This is a genomic window from Rhodococcus sp. NPDC003382, from assembly GCF_053589135.1.
Map to the genome: position 1 here is coordinate 25,461 of NZ_JBSFRH010000003.1, position 21,386 is coordinate 46,846.

The 21,386-nt window shown below is 70.5% G+C and carries 17 protein-coding genes and 1 pseudogene; 11 read left to right on the forward strand and 7 right to left on the reverse strand.

The window, feature by feature from the left end; all coding sequences use genetic code 11:
• Positions 1-19 precede the first annotated feature (19 nt).
• The 6 genes from ACWDUD_RS03485 (at position 20) to katG (ending at position 6,980) form a co-directional block, all read left to right on the forward strand.
• Positions 20-343, forward strand: a complete 324-nt coding sequence (locus ACWDUD_RS03485) for a DUF6802 family protein (protein ID WP_197253460.1) — start codon at positions 20-22, stop codon at positions 341-343.
• 276 nt (positions 344-619) lie between these two features.
• Positions 620-2,452 carry a phosphoenolpyruvate carboxykinase (GTP) gene (locus ACWDUD_RS03490; RefSeq protein WP_197253458.1) on the forward strand — a complete coding sequence of 611 codons (1,833 nt, stop codon included), beginning with the start codon at positions 620-622 and terminating at the stop codon, positions 2,450-2,452.
• A gap of 218 nt (positions 2,453-2,670) precedes the next feature.
• A complete protein-coding gene (gene cysK, locus ACWDUD_RS03495; RefSeq protein ID WP_450108331.1) occupies positions 2,671-3,606 on the forward strand; it encodes a cysteine synthase A in 936 nt (311 codons plus the stop codon).
• Between the two features lie 7 nt (positions 3,607-3,613).
• Positions 3,614-4,198, forward strand: coding sequence for a serine O-acetyltransferase EpsC (gene epsC, locus ACWDUD_RS03500; protein ID WP_450108332.1), 585 nt, complete (start codon positions 3,614-3,616; stop codon positions 4,196-4,198).
• 118 nt (positions 4,199-4,316) lie between these two features.
• On the forward strand, positions 4,317-4,760 hold the full coding sequence (locus tag ACWDUD_RS03505; protein WP_248675479.1) for a Fur family transcriptional regulator: 444 nt from the start codon (positions 4,317-4,319) through the stop codon (positions 4,758-4,760).
• 39 nt (positions 4,761-4,799) lie between these two features.
• Positions 4,800-6,980 carry a catalase/peroxidase HPI gene (katG, locus tag ACWDUD_RS03510; RefSeq protein WP_450108333.1) on the forward strand — a complete coding sequence of 727 codons (2,181 nt, stop codon included), beginning with the start codon at positions 4,800-4,802 and terminating at the stop codon, positions 6,978-6,980.
• A gap of 55 nt (positions 6,981-7,035) precedes the next feature.
• Here the strand turns inward: katG and ACWDUD_RS03515 are convergent, their stop codons facing one another.
• The 5 genes from ACWDUD_RS03515 to ACWDUD_RS03535 form a co-directional block, all read right to left on the reverse strand.
• Positions 7,036-8,484: an aldehyde dehydrogenase gene (locus tag ACWDUD_RS03515; protein ID WP_197253449.1), complete on the reverse strand. Its 1,449-nt coding sequence runs from the start codon at positions 8,482-8,484 to the stop codon at positions 7,036-7,038.
• A gap of 31 nt (positions 8,485-8,515) precedes the next feature.
• Positions 8,516-9,655 carry a phosphotransferase family protein gene (locus ACWDUD_RS03520; protein WP_450108334.1) on the reverse strand — a complete coding sequence of 380 codons (1,140 nt, stop codon included), beginning with the start codon at positions 9,653-9,655 and terminating at the stop codon, positions 8,516-8,518.
• An 87-nt stretch (positions 9,656-9,742) separates the two neighbouring features.
• Complete coding sequence (locus tag ACWDUD_RS03525; protein ID WP_197253444.1) at positions 9,743-10,642, reverse strand: dienelactone hydrolase family protein; 900 nt, start codon at positions 10,640-10,642, stop codon at positions 9,743-9,745.
• Between the two features lie 56 nt (positions 10,643-10,698).
• A complete protein-coding gene (locus tag ACWDUD_RS03530; protein ID WP_197253443.1) occupies positions 10,699-11,583 on the reverse strand; it encodes an ROK family protein in 885 nt (294 codons plus the stop codon).
• Between the two features lie 53 nt (positions 11,584-11,636).
• Positions 11,637-12,416: a class I SAM-dependent methyltransferase gene (locus ACWDUD_RS03535; protein WP_197253441.1), complete on the reverse strand. Its 780-nt coding sequence runs from the start codon at positions 12,414-12,416 to the stop codon at positions 11,637-11,639.
• A gap of 86 nt (positions 12,417-12,502) precedes the next feature.
• On the opposite strand from ACWDUD_RS03535, the gene ACWDUD_RS03540 reads away from it, so the two are divergent.
• From ACWDUD_RS03540 to ACWDUD_RS03550, 3 genes are all read left to right on the forward strand, one after another.
• Complete coding sequence (locus tag ACWDUD_RS03540; protein WP_248675477.1) at positions 12,503-13,165, forward strand: GntR family transcriptional regulator; 663 nt, start codon at positions 12,503-12,505, stop codon at positions 13,163-13,165.
• Positions 13,162-14,460 carry an MFS transporter gene (locus ACWDUD_RS03545; protein ID WP_450108335.1) on the forward strand — a complete coding sequence of 433 codons (1,299 nt, stop codon included), beginning with the start codon at positions 13,162-13,164 and terminating at the stop codon, positions 14,458-14,460. The genes ACWDUD_RS03540 and ACWDUD_RS03545 overlap by 4 nt, the downstream gene beginning before the upstream one ends.
• 125 nt (positions 14,461-14,585) lie before the next feature.
• Positions 14,586-15,803, forward strand: a complete 1,218-nt coding sequence (locus tag ACWDUD_RS03550; RefSeq protein ID WP_197253536.1) for a glycosyltransferase family 4 protein — start codon at positions 14,586-14,588, stop codon at positions 15,801-15,803.
• On the opposite strand, the gene ACWDUD_RS03555 is transcribed toward ACWDUD_RS03550, so the two are convergent.
• Positions 15,726-17,459, reverse strand: coding sequence for a hypothetical protein (locus tag ACWDUD_RS03555; RefSeq protein ID WP_450108336.1), 1,734 nt, complete (start codon positions 17,457-17,459; stop codon positions 15,726-15,728). The genes ACWDUD_RS03550 and ACWDUD_RS03555 overlap by 78 nt on opposite strands.
• A gap of 41 nt (positions 17,460-17,500) precedes the next feature.
• Between ACWDUD_RS03555 and ACWDUD_RS03560 the strand changes: the two genes are divergently transcribed.
• Positions 17,501-18,724, forward strand: coding sequence for a polysaccharide biosynthesis protein (locus ACWDUD_RS03560; RefSeq protein WP_450108337.1), 1,224 nt, complete (start codon positions 17,501-17,503; stop codon positions 18,722-18,724).
• Between the two features lie 164 nt (positions 18,725-18,888).
• Here ACWDUD_RS03560 and ACWDUD_RS03565 read toward each other — a convergent pair whose 3' ends face one another.
• A complete protein-coding gene (locus ACWDUD_RS03565; RefSeq protein ID WP_248673676.1) occupies positions 18,889-20,130 on the reverse strand; it encodes a DUF3068 domain-containing protein in 1,242 nt (413 codons plus the stop codon).
• 264 nt (positions 20,131-20,394) lie between these two features.
• Between ACWDUD_RS03565 and ACWDUD_RS03570 the strand changes: the two are divergent.
• A pseudogene (locus ACWDUD_RS03570) lies at positions 20,395-21,324 on the forward strand (acyltransferase family protein); the annotation flags it as partial.
• Positions 21,325-21,386: the final 62 nt, after the last annotated feature.

Sequence of the window (21,386 nt, forward strand, 5' to 3'; positions counted from 1 at the left end):
CGTTCGAGGAGGCACACAGGTGGAGACCTACCCGATTCCCGATTCGCTGCCCGAGCCCGAGGGTTTCGCCTCGGGCGCGTCGTTCGACCCGGTTTCCGCCGCCGCGCTGGCCGACGCCGCCGACCCGTCCGTGGACCTCGACGGCGACGGCACGTTCGACACGGTCACGTGGTCGTCGCCGTCTGCGCTGGTCGTCGCCACGGACCTCGACGCCGACGGCAGCACCGACCGGCTCACCGCGATCGCCGACGACGGCGAGTTCGGGGTGTGGGAGTTCCATCGCGAGCCCGACGGCACACCGCGCTGGCTGCGTGTGGACGCCGGAAGGCTGGGCGTCGAGTGAGATGAATCGCTCGGCCGGACTACGACGGTTTCGGTAGGATGCGCCCTCTGAATCGTTTCTGTGACATTTCCGACCGGACCCGATTCCCCCCGATCGGAAGTCCGGCGTTAACCTCTATGAATAGGACTTCCGGCGCTCGTTTCCTCCGTTCGGCCACGGTGGTAAGCGGGTGGTACCCCTGCCGAGAGGGGAATCTCGGGTCCGCCACTGGTTTCTGCGTACATTTGTGCAGGTCGGAGGCTGGATCCGGTTCCGGGCACACCCCAGGAGAGTTTGATGACCTCAGCGACCATTCCCGGTCTCAACGGAACCGACGACAAGCCCCCGACCCAGCACGCCGAGTTGCTTGCCTGGGTCCAGGAGATTGCCGAGCTCACCGAGCCGGATCGCGTTGTCTGGGCCGACGGTTCCGACGAGGAATGGGATCGGCTGACCACCCAGCTGGTGGAGGCCGGGACGTTCACGCGCCTGAACGACGAGAAGAAGCCGAACTCGTTCCTCGCCAGCTCCGATCCGTCGGACGTCGCGCGCGTCGAGTCCCGCACCTTCATCTGCTCGAAGAACGAGATCGACGCCGGTCCGACGAACAACTGGGTCGACCCGGACGAGATGCGCGCCACCATGACCGAGCTGTACCGCGGCAGCATGCGCGGTCGCACGCTCTACGTCGTGCCGTTCTGCATGGGTCCCCTCGGCGCCGAGGACCCGAAGCTCGGTGTGGAGCTCACCGACTCCGAGTACGTGGTCGTGTCGATGCGCATCATGACCCGCATGGGTACCGCCGCCCTCGAGAAGCTGGGCACGGACCGCCCGTTCGTGAAGGCTCTGCACTCGGTCGGCGCGCCGCTCGAACCCGGCCAGAAGGATGTGCCGTGGCCGTGCAGCGACACCAAGTACATCACCCACTTCCCCGAGGACCGCGAGATCTGGAGCTTCGGCTCCGGCTACGGCGGCAACGCTCTGCTCGGCAAGAAGTGCTACTCGCTTCGTATCGCGTCGGCGATGGCCCACGACGAGGGCTGGCTCGCCGAGCACATGCTGATCCTCAAGCTGATCTCGCCCGAGGACAAGGCCTACTACATCGCGGCGGCGTTCCCGTCGGCGTGTGGCAAGACCAACCTCGCGATGATCCAGCCGACCATCCCGGGCTGGCGTGCCGAGACCCTCGGCGACGACATCGCGTGGATGCGTTTCGGTGAGGACGGCCGCCTGTACGCCGTGAACCCCGAGTTCGGCTTCTTCGGCGTCGCACCGGGCACCAGCGCGGATTCGAACCCGAACGCGATGGCGACCATCGAGGCCGGCAACACCATCTACACCAACGTCGCGAAGACCGACGACGGCGACATCTGGTGGGAGGGCATCGGCGGCGAGAAGCCGGCGCACCTGACCGACTGGCTGGGCAACGACTGGACCCCCGAGTCCGGCACCAACGCCGCGCACCCGAACTCGCGGTACTGCACCCCGATGTCGCAGTGCCCGATCCTCGCGCCCGAGTGGGACGACCCGCAGGGTGTGCCGATCTCCGCGATCCTGTTCGGTGGCCGCCGCAAGACGACGGTTCCGCTGGTCAGCGAGTCCTTCGACTGGCAGCACGGCACCTTCCTCGGTGCGACGCTGTCGTCCGAGCAGACCGCCGCGGCCGAGGGCAAGGTCGGCAACGTCCGTCGCGACCCGATGGCGATGCTGCCGTTCCTCGGCTACAACGCCGGCGACTACCTCGCCCACTGGATCACGCTCGGCAAGAACGCCGACTCGGCGAAGCTGCCGAAGATCTTCTACGTGAACTGGTTCCGTCGCGGCGAGGACGGCCGCTTCCTGTGGCCGGGCTTCGGCGAGAACTCGCGCGTGCTGAAGTGGATCGTCGACCGCATCGAGCACAAGGCCGACGCGCAGACCACCCCGATCGGGTACGTCCCGACCGCCGCCGACCTCACGCTCGACGGCCTGGACGTCGATCCCGCCGACGTCGACGAGGCCCTGAAGGTCGACGTCGACGAGTGGAAGGCCGAGATCGAGGGCATCGCCGAGTGGTTCGAGTTCCTCGGCGAGAAGGTGCCCTCGGGCATCCGCGACGAGTTCGAGGCACTCAAGCAGCGCCTCGGCTGACATCGCACGTCTACGGAAGGCCGCCCCGATTCGCCGGGGCGGCCTTCCGCGTTTCCGGCACCTACCTGCGGCAGCGGGAATCACGGCGTTCTGACCTGCGTAGACTTTTGCTCACGGTGATTCGAACTCCCCAGGTGAAGCGGACCCGGGACCGGATGGTGCAATAGGTGCATCGCACACGACAGCCGGTCGCTCGACGGCCGGGAGGAGGACCAGCTATGAGCGGGATCTACAACAATGTCACCGAGTTGGTGGGGCGCACCCCCATCGTCAAGCTCAACCGGCTGACCGACGGTCTCGGCGCGACCGTCGCGGCCAAGCTCGAGTTCTACAACCCGGCCAACAGCGTCAAGGACCGGATCGGTGTCGCGATCATCGACGCCGCCGAGAAGTCCGGTGAGCTGAAGCCCGGCGGCACGATCGTCGAGGGCACCAGCGGCAACACCGGCATCGCCCTCGCGATGGTCGGCGCCGCTCGCGGCTACAAGGTCATCCTGACGATGCCGGAGACGATGTCGACCGAGCGTCGCGTCATGCTCCGCGCCTACGGCGCCGAGATCGTCCTCACCCCGGGCGCCGAGGGCATGAAGGGCGCGGTCGCGAAGGCCGAGGAGATCGTGGCGAACACCGAGAACGCGATTCTCGCACGCCAGTTCGGCAACCCGGCCAACCCGGAGATCCACGAGCGCACCACCGGTGAAGAGGTCTGGGAGGACACCGCCGGCGAGATCGACATCTTCGTCGCGGGTATCGGCACCGGCGGCACCCTCACCGGTGTCGGCCGCAACCTCAGGGCCCGCAAGCCCGGCGTGCAGATCATCGGCGTCGAGCCCGCGGACTCCCCGATCCTGACCGGCGGCGAGCCCGGCCCCCACAAGATCCAGGGCCTCGGTGCGAACTTCGTGCCCGAGATCCTCGACCGCGAGATCTACGACGAGATCATCGACGTCAAGTTCGACGACGCGATCGACGTCGCGCGTCGTCTCGGCACCGACGAGGGCATCCTCGGCGGCATCTCCGCCGGTGCGAACGTGTGGGCGGCACTCGAGGTCGCGAAGCGTCCCGAGAACGCCGGCAAGCTGATCGTCGTGGTCGTTCCCGACTTCGGCGAGCGCTACATCTCGACCCCGCTGTTCGAGCACATCCGGGACTGAGTGCACGGTGAACCTGCTGCGAACTCTCCGGGAGGATCTCGGCGCTGCGCGTGGGCACGACCCGGCCGCGCGCAGTGACGTCGAGAACGCGATCGTCTACTCGGGACTGCACGCGATCTGGTCGCATCGGCTCGCGCACCGGATGTGGGGCAAACCCGCGCTGCGCGGTCCGGCCCGGATGCTCGCGCAGTTCACCCGATTCCTCACCGGAATCGAGATCCACCCCGGTGCCACCATCGGCCGTCGGTTCTTCATCGACCACGGCATGGGTGTCGTGATCGGCGAGACCGCCGAGATCGGTGACGACGTGATGCTCTATCACGGCGTCACCCTCGGCGGTCGGTCGATGGCGAAGGAGAAGCGCCACCCCACGATCGGCAATCGCGTCACGATCGGTGCCGGCGCGAAGGTGCTCGGCCCGATCACCATCGGCGACGACAGCGCGGTCGGGGCGAACGCCGTTGTCACCCGGGACGTTCCGCCGGACTCGATCGCGACGGGCATTCCCGCGACGATCCGGTCCCGGACGCAGAAGCAACACGAACCGCTGGTCGATCCGACGAGCTACATCGATCCCGCGATGTACATCTGAGCCGCCTTCGGCCGCTCCCTTCCTCGGGTGACGGGAATCGGTATCCGGTCCGACCGGATGTCGATTCCCATCACCCGATTTTGCGACTCATTCCAGAAAAGTGCGTCATAGTGGTGACGTGCCCTCTACGCCGGAGTACGTAGAGCAACTACGTACCGCAGCGCTACGCGTGACCCGACCCCGGGTCGCGGTGCTCGACGCGGTGCACGAGAACCCCCACGCCGATACCGACACGATCTTCGTGAAGGTGCGCACCGTGCTGCCCGACGTGTCCCGTCAGGCCGTCTACGACGTGCTGCACGCGCTGACCGAGGCGGGTCTGATCCGCCGGATCCAGCCTGCCGGTTCGGTCGCCCGTTACGAATCGCGGGTCGGCGACAACCATCACCATCTCGTGTGCCGCTCGTGTGGCGCCATCACCGACGTCGACTGCGCCGTCGGCGCCGCCCCGTGCCTGACCGCTTCGGACTCGAACGGCTATCTCGTCGACGAGGCCGAGGTCGTCTACTGGGGTCTGTGCCCCGACTGTTCTCCTCCGCCGACTTCACGGCCACGACCGTGAGCAAGGTTCGCGTCACCCACATCTGGAAGGAAGGGCCAAGTGTCCGAAAGCGAAAATCCGGTCATCGAATCGCCGACGCCCAAGGCGCACCGTCCGCTCACCAACCGGGACTGGTGGCCGGATCAGATAGATCTCAGTGTCCTGCAACATAATTCGGAGCGCACCTCGCCTCTGGGTGTCGACTTCGACTACCCGACCGAATTCGCGAAACTCGACCTCGACGCTCTGAAGCGCGACCTCGTCGAGGTGATGACCACCTCCCAGGACTGGTGGCCCGCGGACTTCGGTCACTACGGTCCGCTGTTCATCCGCATGAGCTGGCATGCGGCGGGCACCTACCGCATCGCCGACGGCCGTGGCGGTGGCGGTCAGGGCGCGCAGCGGTTCGCGCCGCTCAACAGCTGGCCGGACAACGCGAGCCTCGACAAGGCCCGCCGGCTCCTGTGGCCGATCAAGAAGAAGTACGGAAACAGCATCTCGTGGGCCGACCTGATCATCTACGCGGGCAACGTCGCCTACGAGTCGATGGGCTTCCCCACGTTCGGTTTCGCGTTCGGCCGCGAGGACATCTTCGAACCCGAGGAGGTCTTCTGGGGGCCGGAGGACACCTGGCTCGGGGACGCACGCTACGCCGGCGAGCGCGAACTGCAAGGCCCGCTGGGTGCCGTGCAGATGGGCCTGATCTATGTGAATCCGGAAGGCCCCAACGGCAATCCGGATCCGATCGAGGCGGCCCGCGACATCCGTGAGACGTTCGGCAGGATGGCGATGAACGACGTCGAGACCGCGGCGCTCATCGTCGGCGGTCACACCGTCGGAAAGACCCACGGTGCCGCTCCGGCCGATCACGTCGGACCGGAACCCGAGGCCGCACCGCTCGAGCAGCAGGGTCTGGGTTGGAAGAACACCCACGGCACCGGGGTCGGCGCCGACGCGATCACCAGTGGTCTCGAAGGCATCTGGACCCCCACACCGACGAAGTGGGACAACAGCTTCCTCGAGACGCTGTACGGCTTCGAGTGGGAGAAGACCAAGAGCCCGGCCGGGGCCTGGCAGTGGGTGCCGAAGGACGGTACCGGCGCCGACCTCGTCCCGGACGCCCACGATCCGTCGAAGCGGCACGCCCCGACGATGCTCACCACCGACCTGTCGCTGCGCTTCGATCCGATCTACGGGCCGATCACCCGCCGGTGGCTCGACCATCCGGAGGAACTCAACGAGGAGTTCGCCAAGGCCTGGTACAAGCTGCTGCACCGTGACATGGGACCGGTCTCGCGGTATCTCGGTCCGTGGGTTCCGGAACCGCAGCTGTGGCAGGACCCGGTCCCGCCCGTCGACCACGAACTGGTCGGTGCGGACGACGTCGCCGCGCTCGAGCAGAAGGTCCTCGAGTCGGGACTGACGATTCCGCAGCTGGTCGCGACCGCGTGGGCGTCGGCGTCGAGCTTCCGCGGCACCGACAAGCGTGGCGGTGCGAACGGGGCACGCATCCGGCTCGCCCCGCAGAAGGACTGGGAGGTCAACGAACCCGCGCAGCTCGCCGAGGTGCTCGCGAAGCTCGAATCGATCCGTCAGGACTTCGAGAGCGGCGGCAAGAAGATCTCGCTCGCCGACCTCATCGTGCTCGCGGGTGGTGCGGCGATCAAGAAGGCCGCGAAGAACGCGGGTCTCGACCTCGAGGTGCCGTTCACTCCGGGCCGGACGGACGCGACGCAGGAGCTGACGGACGTCGACTCGTTCGCGGTCCTCGAGCCGCCCGCCGACGGGTTCCGCAACTACCTGCCCGCCGGGGAGAAGCGCCAGCCGGAGAAGCTGTTCGTCGAGCGTGCCAATCTGCTGTCGCTGACCGCATCGGAGCTGACGGTGCTCGTCGGCGGGCTGCGGGCGCTGAACGCCAATCACGGCGGCACCGCCCACGGCGTGCTCACCGACCGGCCGGAGGCGTTGACCAACGACTTCTTCGTCAACCTGCTCGACATGGGCACGGAATGGAAGACGTCCGAGTCGACGGAGAACGTCTACGAGGGCCGCGACCGCGCGTCGGGTGAGCTGAAGTGGACGGCCACCGCCGTCGATCTGGTCTTCGGCGCCAACTCGGTGCTGCGGGGCCTGGCGGAGGTCTACGGCGCCGACGACGCGCAGACCAAGTTCGCCGAGGACTTCGTCGCCGCGTGGACGAAGGTGATGAACCTCGACCGGTTCGAGATCAAGAAGAAGTAGACCGGCACGAGTGGGCACCCCGGCCAGGGCCGGGGTGCCCCACTCGTTGTGCGTGTCAGCCCTGGTAGCCGGGCGGGTAGAGCACGGACTTGAGCTCGCAGAACGCCTCGATGCCCTCGGGGCCGTTCTCGCGGCCGATGCCGGAGTTCTTGTAGCCGCCGAACGGCGAGCCCGGGTCGAAGGCGTACCAGTTGATGCCGTAGGTGCCGGTGCGGACCTGCGCGGCGACCTCGAGTCCCTTCTCGATGTCGGTGGTGTACACCGAACCGGCCAGGCCGTAGTCCGAGTCGTTGGCGATCTTGATCGCCTCGTCGACCGAGTCGTACGGGAGGATGGACAGCACCGGACCGAAGATCTCCTCGCGGGCGATCGTCATCGAGTTGTCGACGTCCGCGAACACGGTCGGCTCGACGTAGTAGCCGGTCTCGATGCCGGCCGGGCGGCCGCCGCCGAGCACCAGGCGGGCGCCTTCCTTCTTGCCCTGCTCGATGTACCCCTCGACGCGGTCGCGCTGCTTCGCCGAGATCAGCGGGCCCAGCTGCGCGGCCGGATCGTCGGGCAGGCCGACGGGGAAGAATGCGGCGGTCGCGACGACCTTCTCGACGACCTCGTCGTAGCGCGAGCGCGGCGCCAGGATGCGGGTCTGGCCGACGCACGCCTGCCCGGTGTTCATCAGGCCGGACATCACGAGCATCGCGATCGTCGAATCGAGATCGGCGTCCTCGAGCACGATCGCGGCGGACTTGCCGCCGAGTTCGAGCGAACAGCGCTTGAGGTTCTGCGCGGCGATCGCACCGATGTGCTTGCCGACCGCGGTGGACCCGGTGAACGTGACCTTGTCGATGTCGGGGTGCGAGACCAGGTACTCACCGGTCTCGGCGCCGCCCTGCACGATCGACAGCACACCCTCGGGCAGGCCGGCTTCGGCGAAGATCTCGGCGACCATGTTGATCGTCAACGGCGCCTCGGGCGCCGGCTTGAGCACGACCGAGCAGCCCGCGAGCAGCGCCGGACCCAGCTTGTTCGCCGCCAGGAACAGCGGCACGTTCCACGCGACGACCGCGGCGACCACACCGACGGGCTCGCGGGTGACGCGGGTGCGGCCGAACGAACCGGACCGCTCGTCGACCCACGGGAACGTCTCGGCGGCGCTCGCGTAGTAGTTCAGCGTGCCCAGCGCCGAGGTCATCTGCATCATCTGCACCGACGCCGGGGGCTGGCCCATCTCGGCGGTGAGCTTCGCGGTGATCTCCGCGGAGCGCTCCTCGATCAGTTTGGCGGCCTTGGCGATCACCTGCGCGCGTTCGGCGGGCGAGGTGCGGGGCCACGGCCCGTCGTCGAACGCGGTGCGCGCCGCCGCGATCGCGGCGTCGATGTCCTTCGGCCCGGCGACGGGGACCGAGCCGACGCGTTCCTCCGTCGCGGGGGAGAACACCTCGAGCTTCTCGTCCGTCGACGGTGCGACCCACCGGCCGCCGATGAAGAGCTTGTCGTAGTCGGTCATGTTCCTCTTCCTCGTAACTTGTTCTGCGAACTCACGTCAGGGCTTGCCAGTAGGTGCCGTCGAGCATTGCCTCGAGGGTCGCGCGGTGCAGGATCATCGAGTCCGTGTCGTCGGGTTGCTCGGCCTGCCCGAAGTGGACGGCGCGAGTCTGGATGCGCAGCATGATGATCGCGTGCTGCAGCGCGGCGTAGCAGGTGTAGAAGTCCAGGTGCTGCGGGGTGTGCCCGGTGCGGGCGGTGTACGCGGCGGCGAGGTCGTCGCGGCGCAGGAAGCCGGGCAGCCCGGGCAGGTTCGCCGCCGCGGCGATGTCCTCGAAGAACCTGTGCAGGAACGTCATCCACGCCAGGTCCATCTCGCGGGCACCGATGGTGGCGAGTTCCCAGTCGAGGACGGCGACGGGCTCGAAGTCGTCGAACAGGATGTTGCCGATGCGGGCGTCGCCCCAGCACACCACGGCCGGGGACGGATCGTCCGGCACGTGTTCGTCGAGCCACGCGAAGGCACGTTCGATGAGCGGCGAGCGCGGCCCGGTCCGTGTGGTCCACTCGTAGTAGGCGCGCTGCCGGTCGATGTGGGCGCGCACCGCCGCGGTCGCGTCGGGTGGGGTGTCGAGATCGGCGATGCCGGGATCGACTGCGTCGAGCGGTAATTCGTGGATACGGGCGAGAATGCCGACCGCGGCGTCCTGCATCGCGGCTCGCTGCGCGTCGTCGGCTTCGGTGACCCACGAACCGAAGTTGTAGGGCATGACGTCCGGTGGGACGACACCGTCGATGCGGGACATGACGAAGAACGGGGCGCCGAGCGGACCGGCGTCGGGTTCGGACCACAGGACCGCCGGAACCGGCACGTCGGTGTGCTCGGCGACGGCGCGCATGATCCGGAACTGGGAGTCGAGGTCGTAGGTGGGGAACACGGGCACGGCGGTCGCCGCGGGCGCGATGCGCGCCACGAGCCGGTGGGTGCGGCCGTCCCAGGTCGCGTCGAACAGCAGGGTTTCGCTGGACATCCCGGTCGCGTCGGGGGAGTGCACGTTGTCCACCCGGGGATCCGGAACCCGTTCGGCGAGCCACCGCTGCAGGTCGGCGCGGATCTGTTCGGGGTCGCGACGGGAATCGTGGGGGCGGGCGACTTCGGCGTGGTGTGCGGTGTCCTCCGGATCGATGATCACCCGCGACTCCTCCCGTGTTCTCGTGCTGTGACCTCGAACACTAGAACACGTTTCATCTTTACGGAAGGGAGCTCCCGGTATCGGGGATCAGCCCGGATGCTGCTCGAACCACTCGAGCATCATCTGCCAGGCCTCGGCCGCGGCGGCCGGGTCGTACCGCGGCCCGGTGTCGTTGAAGAACGCGTGGTCGGCGCCGGCGAACGTCACCACCTCGTGCGTGAGCCCGGCCCGCTCGAGCGCCGCGGTCGCGGCATCGCGGGTCGCGTCGACCCGCTGGTCCTTCTCCGCGTAGATCGCCAGCACCGCCGCCCGCGACCCGGAGAAGTCCGCTCCCTCGGGCAGCGGCCCGTAGAACGGGACCGCGTTGGCCAGGCGCGGTTCGCCGGAGGCGAGCAGCAGCCAGGTCATGCCCCCGCCGAAACAGAAGCCGACCGCCTCGATCGGCAGGCCGGGGAGCCGTCGGGACAGTTCGTCGACCCCCTCCTTCATGTCCGCGGTGAACCGCTCCGTCGGCACGTTGCTCAGCGCCGCGGTCGCCGCGGCCGGATCGGCGAACGACGCCGTGCCACCCTCCTCGGACAGCAGGTCGATCGCCAGCGCCGAATAGCCGGCACCGGCGAAGCGCCCGGCGACCGAGCGGATGTGATCGTTGAGTCCCTTGTTCTCGTGAATCACCAGGACGCCGCCGCGCGGGTCGGTGGCGCCGGCCCAGGCACCCTGCAGGGTGCGGCCGTCCGGGCCCGGGAAGGTGACCTCCTCGGTCGGGACGGCCTCGGCGGCCCCCGGTGGCGGTGATGCCGGAGTCTCGGGCGCGGGGCTCGCCGGCGTCGGCTCGTCCTCCCGCGCGCACGCGGCGAGCAGCGACGACGCGGCGGCCAGACCGATGCCGAGCAGGCCCAGCCGGCGCAGTGCCTCTCGGCGCGTGAGCAGGCCGTCGGCGTGATCGACGGCGATCTCCTCGGCGATGTAACGCTGGAACGGTGTCATCTCTGCCCCCGCCCGGGTTGCGACCTTCCGAGAAGTATTTCGCATCCGGACGGCGGTCAGGGCTCGATTGCGAGCACTCCGGCACCGGTGAGTGTGCCGAGTGGGCCGAGTTCGGCCGGCACGATCCGCAGATCCCGGAGGAAGGACAATCGGCCGTAGCGCGCGGCCGCCGCCAGCATCGGACGCCACAGCGGCGGTCCGGCCTGCGCGAATCCGCCCCCGACGACCACCAGGCCGACGTCGGTCAGGGCCGCCGCCGACGCGAGGATCTGGCCGAGCGCGGTACCCGCCCGTTCGAGTGCCGTGGCCGCCGTCCGGTTCCCGGCGGCTGCGTCCGCGCACAACGCCATCGCGTCGTCGCCGGCCCAGCCGTGGCTGCGCGCCCAGCGCACGGTCGCCGGGCCGCTCGCGACGGTCTCGATGCAGCCGGTCGCGCCGCACGCGCACTGGTCGACGCCGTATGCCGAGGTCATGTGCCCGATGTGGCCCGCATTGCCGGAACGGCCCGGGGCGATCCGGCCGTTCAGCACGAGGCCGCCGCCGATGCCGGTCGACAGGACCACGCTCAGCAGATCCGCGGTGCCGCGGCCCGCGCCGTGCCGGTGCTCGGCGAGCGCGGCGGCCGCGCCGTCCCCGACGAGCCGGATCCGCGCGGCCGGGAACAGCGTCTGCACCGCGTCGACCAGCGCGAACCCGGTCGCCCATTCGGCGATGTTGACGGGTGCGACCGTGCCTGCGGTGGTGTCGATCGGGCCTGCGCTCGCGATCCCGACAGTCGTGATCGCCCGGTCGCCCGCGGCGTGCCGCAGCAACGTGGCCGCGGCGTCCCACACGCCCGTCGTAGGGGTGGGGACGCTCAGCGGAGCGAGCGGGATGCCGTTGTCGCCGACGGTGGATGCTGCGAGTTTGGTGCCGCCGACGTCGAAAGCGAGTGCGGTCATGGCGCATGACAGTAGCGCGTGGAGCTCGCGCGGGCGGACCGTAGATCTCCGCCTCAGGTGCGGCGCAACACCAGCACGAGGTTGCTGACCAGGAACTCCCGGACCACCGGGACCTTCACGAGCCACCACGCCCAGCGCGGGTGGTAGCGGGGGAACGCGGCGAGCAGCTCGCCGTCGCGGGTGTTGCGGGCCCAGCGCAGTCCGTCCGCGCAGCCCACGTCGAACAGCGAGACGCCGTAGCGGTTCTTCGGGTCGCGGCCGTGTTTGCGGGCGTACCGCCGGGCCGCGTATTCGCCGCCGAAGGCGTGCCACGGCCCGGTCTCGTGGCCGCCGAACGGTCCCCACCACAGCGTGTAGGACAGCACCATCAGGCCGCCGGGCTTGGTCACGCGGAGCATTTCGTCGGCCATCACCCAGGGCCGGGGGACGTGCTCGGCGACGTTCGACGAGAAGCACACGTCCACCGAACCGGTCCGCACCGGCAACGCCAGCCCGGATCCGCGGATCGAGCCGCCCACCTGCAGGCCGGCGGCGTGCATCTCCGCCGGATCCGGCTCGATCGGCACGTACCGGGCGCCGACGCCGTCGAACGCCTCGGCGAAGTAGCCGGGTCCGCCGCCGACGTCGACGACGGTGGTGCCGGTCAGGTCGCGGCCGGTCAGGCCGGTGTAGAGGTCGCCGATCAGGTCGACGGTGTCGCGGGCGACCCCGCCGTAGAACACCTCGGGAGCGGTCTGTTCGTACCGGAAGCTCCCGAGCAGGCCGACGGAGCGGCGCAGCGTCGCGCGGCGGGCGAAACGCCCGGCGACGCGGGGCGGGCGAGTGTCGGACACGAGAGGCCAGCTTAATGGGAGCGCAGACGGCCCCGATCACCCCCTGCGGGCGACGAACTCGTTCGCACCGCGTATAAATACATCTTGTGTCTAAGTTGCATTCAGCGGCGGAGCAGGCCTACCGCGAGGTGAAGGAGCGGATCTTGTCCGGCACCCTGCCCGGCGGCGAACTGATCAGCGAAGGCGAGATCGCCGCCGAGATGGGGACCAGCCGGACCCCGGTCCGCGAGGCGTTCCTGCGTCTCGAGACCGAGGGCTGGATGCGGCTGTATCCGAAACGCGGCGCGCTCGTCGTGCCCGTCGCCGACGGCGAAGCCGAACACGTGGTCGCCGCGCGACTGCTCCTCGAAGCGGACGCCGTCCGCGTGGTGGTCGCCGGCCCCGAAAATGCGCGCGCCGAACTGGTCCGCGCTCTGCGCGCCAACCTCGGGGCCCAGCACGATGCCGCGGACTCCGGCGACGTCGCCGCGTTCAGCGGGCTGGACGCGGATTTCCACGGCCTGATCGTCCGGGCCGGGGGAAATCCGCTGCTCGTCGACTTCTACCTGGGACTGCGCGAACGGCAGCGGCGCATGACCGCGCGCTCGCTGATCCGCGATCCCCTGCAACTGAACTCGATCATCGACGAGCACACACGGCTCGCCGACTTCGTCGACGCGGGCGACGCCGAGGGCTTCGCCACCGCCGACGACATCCACATGCGCCGCGTCCACGGACTGCCGCGCGCCACCGGAGGAGATGCACGATGAGCGTCGAGACGGCCACCGTCACCGAAGTCCCGGCGCCCATCCGGCGACGGATCGCGCCCTGGGCGCTGGTCGCGGCCGCCATGTTCGCGGTCGCGTGGGGCGGCAACGAATTCACGCCGCTGCTGGTGATGTACCGGCTCGACCACGGATACTCGCCCGTCGTCGTCGACGTCTTCCTGTTCGCGTACGTGCTCGGCATCGTGCCCGCGCTGCTGCTCGGTGGACCGCTCTCGGACCGGCTCGGCCGCCGCCCGCTCATGCTGCCCGCACCGTTCGTCGCGGCCGCGGGCTCGATCGTGCTCGCGTTCGGCGCGGACAGCGCGCCGCTGCTCGTCGTCGGCCGCATCCTCAGCGGCATCGCGCTCGGGCTGGGCATGGCCGTCGGCGGCAGCTGGGTCAAGGAACTGTCCCAGCAGCCGTGGGACGCGCGGGCCGGTGCCGGCGCGGGCGCCCGCCGCGCGGCGATGAGCCTGACCGCCGGGTTCGCGCTCGGCGCCGGTGTCGCCGGAGTGCTCGCCCAGTGGGCGCCGTGGCCGAGCGGCCTCGCCTACGCCACGCACCTCGTGATCACGCTCGGCGCCGGTCTCGCGGTCGCGACGGCTCCCGAAACCCGTGCCGCCACCCCGGTCGACGAACGGCGGCCGCTGGTCGAGGACCTGAAGATCCCGGCCGCCGCGCACCGGCGGTTCCGGACGGTGATCGCCCCGGTCGCGCCGTGGGTGTTCGGGGCCGCGAGCTGCGCCTACGCGGTGATGCCGGCGCTGATGACGGAGCATTCCGGCGGAAAACCGGTCGCCTTCTCGGCGTTGCTGTGCGTCGTCGCGCTCGGATGCGGTTTCGGGATCCAGGCGCTGGGCCGGCGCATCGACACCCCGCGCAGCGCCCGCGCGCTCGTCGTCGCGCTGATCGTCCTGGTCGCCGGGATGGTGGCCGGCGCGGTCGCTGCGGACCGGCTGACCGTGCCCTTCGCGCTCGCGGGAGCCGCGGTCCTGGGCTGCGGCTACGGACTGGCACTGGTGTCGGGCCTGCAGGAGATCCAGCGCATCGCCGGTCCCGACGACCTCGCCGGGCTGACCGCGGTGTTCTACTCGCTGACCTACCTCGGTTTCGCGGTGCCCGCGGTCCTCGCGGTCGTCGTGCAGACCGTGCCCGGCGTCGGCTATCCGGTGCTGTTCCTGGCGGGTGCGGCCGTCGCCGCGGCTACCCTGATCCTGGTGCTCGGCAACAGCCGCACGGACCTGCCCGGCAACGGCAGCGAACCCGAGCCGTCGGACTCGGCTGCGACCGCGGCCTGACGGTACCCGGCAGTAACCCCCGCCGGTTCCGGAGCGATCCCACCGTTAGTGTGTTCCCCGATACAGTCGCAGCACGCATGTTCGCCCGGGTCGCGGGCGAACCGGAATCCGAGGGGGGTCGCCACGTGCGGGAGGTTCTGCTGCTCTGCTGGCGTGACAGCGGGCACCCGCAGGGAGGTGGCAGTGAGCGCTACCTCGAACAGGTCGGCGCCCAGCTCGCGGCCCGCGGCGTCGCCGTCACGTTCCGCACCGCCGCCTACCCGGGCGCCCCGAAACGCGAAGTCGTCGACGGCATCACCATCAGCCGCGGCGGCGGCCGCCTCACCGTCTATCCGCGGGCGCTCGCGGCGATCGCCGCCGGTCGCCTCGGCTTCGGTCCGCTGCGGGGCCTGCGCCCCGACGCGGTGATCGACACCCAGAACGGCATCCCCTTCTTCGCCGGGCTCGTCGCCGGCGCACCATCCACGGTGCTGGTGCACCACTGTCACCGCGAACAGTGGCCGGTCGCGGGACGGGTGATGGCCCGCATCGGCTGGTGGATCGAATCGACCCTCTCGCCGCGCGTGCACCGCCGCGACCAGTACCTGACCGTGTCGCTGCCGTCCGCCGACGAACTGCGTGCCCTCGGGGTCGAGCACGACCGCATCGCCGTCGTGCGCAACGGCATCGACCCGATCCCCGACACCGTCGAACCCGGCGACGACCACACCCGCACCGCCCACCCGAGCGTGTGCGTGCTGTCCCGGCTGGTGCCGCACAAGCAGATCGAGGACGCCCTCGCCGCGGTCGCCGCGCTGCGCGGCGATGTGCCCGGCCTGCACCTGGATGTGATCGGCGGCGGCTGGTGGGAACAGAACCTGCGTGACGCCGCCGCCGACCTCGGCATCACCGACGCCGTCACCTTCCACGGGCACGTCTCCGAGGAGCGCAAGCACGAACTGCTCGCCCGTGCCTGGGTGCACGTGATGCCGTCCCGCAAGGAGGGGTGGGGGCTCGCCGTCGTCGAAGCCGCCCAGCACGGCGTGCCGACGATCGGCTACCGCAGTTCGAAGGGCCTGACCGACTCGGTGATCGACGGGGTCACCGGTCTGCTCGTCGATTCCGCGACCGAACTCACCGAGGCGGTCGCCGAACTGCTCGGCGACGCCGACCGTCGCCGCGACCTCGGTCGCAAGGCCCGCGTCCGCGCCGGCGAATTCTCTTGGGCGGCAACCGGCGAGGGGGTGCTCGACGTGCTCACCGCGACCGCGGAAGGTCGCCGGGTCTCAGGACTGTTCCCGCGCAGCGCCGGTCTGCCGACGCATCCGGATCGCGAGCGCGCCGGCAGCGCCGCCGACCGGTAGCAGCGCCCACAGCACGTGCGCGGCGACCGCCGCGCCCCGATCGCCGGGCTGCGCGCTCGCACCGGGCACCCGGTACAGGCTCAGGTCGGGGTCGTCGTGGACGAGTTCCAGCGCGTCCAGGGTGCGCTGCGATGCGCCGAGCTCTCCCGGCGTGCCGTGTTCGACGAGCACCCAGCCGACGCCGAGGGCGGCCAGCTCGTCCGGGTGCGCACCGGCCAGCAGCAATGCTTCGACGTCGGCGGCGCGGCGGCCCTCCCCGGCGACCGTGCCGCCCGCGACGACGAGCTGCCCGGTCTGCAGCACGTCCGCGCGCAGCATCCGCGGCGCCGGATCCAGCACGGCCGCACGGCCACTGAACCCGAACCGCCGGAACATTCCCGCCGGGAGCACCGCGACGTCCCCCTCGTCGGCGGTCACGATCCCGGCGACCTGCTGCCACCCTGCCGGGTACTGCACGGGCTGCACCCGGCCGCCGACACCCCACACCAGATCGGGGGTGGCAACCAGCACGACGAGAACCGCCACGGTCGCCCACACCGTGTCGCGGCCACCGAACCGGTCCCGCAGCCACCCGACACCCGCACCGGCGGCCAACACGTACAGCGGCAACGCCAGCGCCACCCACTTCTGGGTGTCGCGCAGCAGGCCGGCACCGGGCACGTGCAGCATCGACCACTCACCGGCCTGCAGCCCCACCGGAGTCGCCGCGAGCGCCGGGGCCAGCACCGCGACCGCGGCGAGCAGCCCCAGCGTCACCGTGACCGGCTCCCGGCGCCGCCACAGCGCCGGCAGCCCGCACGCGACCACCAGCAACAGTGCCGCGGTCCCGACGAACGCCCACGGGGTCGTCCGGGAACCGGGCACCGCGTCCGCGTTCCAGATCCCGCCCAGACCCGCGAGGGACCCGAGCGTGCCGAGCCACGGTTCGGCGCGCGCCGCGAACGCCGCGACCCCGGCGGGGTCGGCGCCGGACCCGCCACCCGAGACCGCCGTCGCGACCAGCCACGGCGCCGACGCGACGACGCTCAGCGCCGCCCCGCCCGCGATCCGCGGCCCGCGCGCGGGGGTGCCACCCGGCGCCGCGAGCACGGCCAGCGCCGTGATCGCCGCGAGAACCGCCCCGGTCGGGGTCAGACCCGCCGCCGCGAGCCACGCCCCGAGAACCCACCACCCCCAGCGCAGTCCGCCACGCACCGCGACGGTCGCGCACACGACCCAGGGCAGCGCCGCGTACCCCACCAGCAGGCTCCAGTGGCCCTGCAGCAGCCGTTCGGCGACGTACGGGTTCCACACCGCCACCGTCGCCGCCACCAGTTGCGCGGGCAGGCCGGCCGCCCGGTCCGGCAGCACCGTCACCACCAGCCGTGCCGCGCCCCAGCCCGCCGCCCACAGCGCCGCCACGAGCAGTGCCGTCACCGCGATCCCGCCGTCGACGACGACGGTCACGGCCGCGAGCAGCGCGTCCTGCGGCACCGCGCGGGCCGCGGCGTCGGTGATGCCCAGGGCCGAATCCGTCGGGAACGAACGCGGCGTGCTCACCGCGTCGCGCAGCAACAGATAGCCGGGGGAGAACAGCAGCGGGCCGAGCACCGCGACCGCCAGCGCGAGGCTGTAGACGACCGGCACGACGGAACGCAACGACACCGGCCTGACCATGCGCGCAGAATACGGGCCGGTGCAGGTGTAAGGATGGGCGGATGCCGCGACCTCAGACGCCGCGTCCCGCGCCCACCGGATCCGCCGTCGCCGGAATGACGATGGTGACCGCCGGTGCGATGACCGCCAGCCTGGCGTCCTACCTGCTGCACCTGCCCGCGAGCCGCTGGCTGGGCCCGGCCGGCTACGGCGAATTCGCCAGCCTGCTCGCCGCCCAGCTCGTCCTCGCGGTGCCCGCGCTCGCCCTGCAGACGGTGGTCGCGCGGGAAACCGTGCACGGCAGCGGCATCGACGAACTGCGTCACCTCGGCTACCGGTGCGCCGCGCTCGCGGCGGGCCTCGCGGCCGTGCTGGTGCCGGTGGTCGCGTGGGCGCTCGACACGAGTGTGGCAGGGGCGTTCGGGTCCCTCGTGACCGCACCCCTGCTGGTTCTCCTCGCCGCCGAACAGGGCCTGCTGCAGGGACGCGGCCGGTTCGCGGCGCTCAGCGTCGTCCTGGCCGCGGCGGGCATCGCGAAGGTCGCGCCCGCGGTCGCGGTGCTCGCCGCCGGGGGCGGTCCGGGGGCGGCGCTGCTGGCCGGGGCGGTGGGCACCGGGATCGTCGCCGCCGGGGCCGCGGTGATCGTGGGTCGTGGTGGCACCGAGCCGATCCCGGACGCCCCGCGCGCCCCCGGGATCACCTCGGTCCTGCGCGCCTCCCAGGTGCAGCTCGCGCTGATCGCGATGACCTCGCTGGATCTGCTGCTCGCCCGCATGGTGCTCGACGCCGACGCCGCCGGTCTGTACGCGCTGGGCGCGGTCGCGACGAAGGTCGCGTTCTGGCTGCCGCAGGCCGTCGGTGTGGTGCTGTATCCGCAGATGGCCAACCCGACCCGGTCCGGGGAGGCGGTCCGGTCCGCATTGACGGTGATCGTCGGGATCGGGGCGGTGGTCGTCGCGGGCGCCGCGCTGTGTGCCCCGCTCGTGCCGCTGCTCGTCGGCGACGCCTACGCCCCGGTGCAGTCGCTGCTGTGGGTGTTCGCGCTGCAGGGCGCGTGCCTCGCCGTCCTGCAGGCCGGTCTGCTGTCGGCGATCGCGAGCGAACGCACCCGTCTGGCGGGAGTCGCGTGGCTCGGCTTGGTCGTCGAGGCGGTGCTCATGACCACCGTGGCGTCCACGGTGCAGCAGTTCGTCGCCGTGGCGGTCGGGGTCGCGGCGGTCACCGCCGCGGTGGTCGCGGTGCTCGCCGTGCGCGCGGCCGGACCCGCCGTCCGGAGGAAGTCCTGAACACCTCGGCTGCGGCCCAACTGAAGAACTCGCGCGCCGGAACGGCAGCCGCCCACGTGAATTCCGCATGCGCCTGTCCGTTCGCCGCGCGGCCGATTCGACGCTGATACGCGCGAACGCCCGGCCGGGAATCCCGGCCGGGCGTTCGCGTGAGCTCTCGACGGTTACTGCTCCGACGGCGGCTTGCGCAGATCCGTCTTCGGGATCTCCTGCGTCGCGTCGGTGGTCCAGTCCCGCTGCGGCGGGTTCTGTCCCGCGTCGGTGCGCGGGATGACCTGGGTGTCGTCGTTGGTCAGGTCCCGCTGGGTCGGAGCGGCGTGCGCCGGGCCGGACGGGGTGGTCGTGGCCGGGCCGGCCGGAGCCGGGCCGCCGGCAGCGGCGGCCGGGGTGCCGCCCTTGCCGCCGCGCACACCGAGCACGATGCCCGCGATCAGCGAGATGGCACCGAGGATGCCGAGGATGATCGGGACGGTGCGGCCGAACGTCGACAGCTGGTCCTGGCCGTCCTTGGCCTGTCCGACCTGGTACTCGATGGTGTCCTGGTCGAACGGCAGCGTGACCTTCAGGACCGTCACCTCGGGCTTGTCGGCCGCACGGGCGTAGTACTGGTACTGCTGCTCCTGGCCCTTGATGACGACGCCGGTGATCGGATCGACCCACAGGTCACGGACGTTGGTGTACCAGCGGACCATCGTGACCGGCGCATCGCCGCCCTCGACGCCCCACGTGGAGGCCGGCAGGCTCAGCTTGTACGACGGGTTCGACGGATCGGCCTTCGACAGGTCGACCGGATCGATCGTGTGCTGGAAGTGGTAGACCTTGACGCCGCTGATCTCTTCCTCGCCCTTGTACTCGATCTCGTAGTTCTCACGGGCGTTCAGATCGAAATAGGGGTAGTTCTTCTGCTCCACGTCGAACGGGAACTTGTACTGCAGGCCGTCACGGTTGTCGATCTCCGTGGGCGGCGCGGTCGCCGAGGTCTGGATGGTGCTCACACGATCCGGGTACTCCTCCGCCGAGACCGGCATCGAGGTGACACGGTCGACGGTCACCCGGTCCACGGTCGCGGACACCAGGCCGGTGTCTCCCTGCATGTCCAGGCGACGCACCGTCTGGCCGGCCTGCAGCGTCATGATGTCGGCGTTCGAGGGGTCCTCGACCGTGACGAAGCGCTGCGCGACGATCGGGACGTTCGTGTCGACCTGCGCCTTACCGGAGAGCAGCGCCCTGGAATTGAGGATGTCGCCGGTACCCTCGGCCACAGTGGTGACCTCGAGATCGAGCGGCGTCTTCTTCAGCTTGCCCACTGTGTAGGTCGGCACCAGCAGCGCGATCGCCAAGAGGAACGTCCCCAGGCCCACCAACACCAGCGCAAGTTTCCGGCCCGAGCCCGATCGCTCAGCCATGCTGTCTCTCCTCACTCAACGGTTGTCATCGAGTACCCCCACCGGCAGCAGGGCTGCACGGATCGTCTGGTGTACGACAATGCGGACACCACGTGAGCCCAGACACTAACAGCCGACAGTGGTTGTGCGTACGTTCGGATCGCGGAAGAACCCGGACTTCCGGGACAGTACGCATCCCGGGCACACTGGTCGGCGATGACCAATCGACCCGATGCCGGTGCCTCACCTCGTGGCGTGACCGGCTTCCTGCCGGCCCTCGAGGGCATGCGCGGCTTCGCCGCCGTGGGTGTTCTCATCACCCATGTGGCGTTCCAGACCGGTGCCGTGCACGATCCGGTGATCGGCCGGGTGTGGGGCCGGTTCGATCTCGCGGTCGCCCTGTTCTTCGCGTTGTCCGGTTTCCTGCTGTGGCGGCCGCACGCCGCGGCGGCCCGCGGATACGGTGTCGCGCAGCCGACTGGCCGTTATCTCGCCTCCCGGGCCGTGCGCATCCTGCCGGCCTACTGGACCGTCGTGTGCCTGGTACTGCTGTTGCTGCCGGGGGCGGGCGGCGGCTGGCGGGTGTGGGTGGCGAACCTGACGCTGGTGCAGGTGTTCGTGCCGCTGACGCTCACCGAGGGCCTCACCCAGATGTGGAGCCTGTCCGTCGAGGTCGCGTTCTATCTGGTGCTGCCGCTGCTGGCGCTGGCGTTGTGCCGGCTGCGCGGGGACGCCGCGCGGTTCCGCATCCCGGTGATCCTCGCGGCATGCGCGCTGAGCTTGGTGTGGGTGTGGCTGCCGGTGGCCACCCCCGAGCACATCCATCACGACAACTGGCTTCCCGGTTACCTGCCGTGGTTCGGGGCCGGCATGCTGCTTGCCGAACTGGCCACCGTCGGCGGGACGTGGATGCATCGTCTCGCGGCGCGGCGCGCGCTGATGGCGGCGATCGCGATCGGCGCGTTCGCGCTCGCGACCACCCCGCTGGGCGGGCCGGAAGGACTCACGGACCTCGAGCCGTGGCAGTACAACGGAAAGATCCTGCTCGGCGCCGTGATGAGCGCGGCGCTGCTCGCCCCGTTGACCCTCGCGCCGCGCAGCGACCACCGCATCCTGGCGTCGCCCGCCGCGCTGGCCGTCGGCCGCTGGTCGTACGGCATCTTCATCTGGCATCTCGCGGTGCTGTCGATCGTGTTCCCGGTGTTCGGCATCCTGCCGTTCCACGGCCACTTCTGGTTCGTGCTCGCGGTCACCGTCGTCCTGAGCATCGCGGTCGC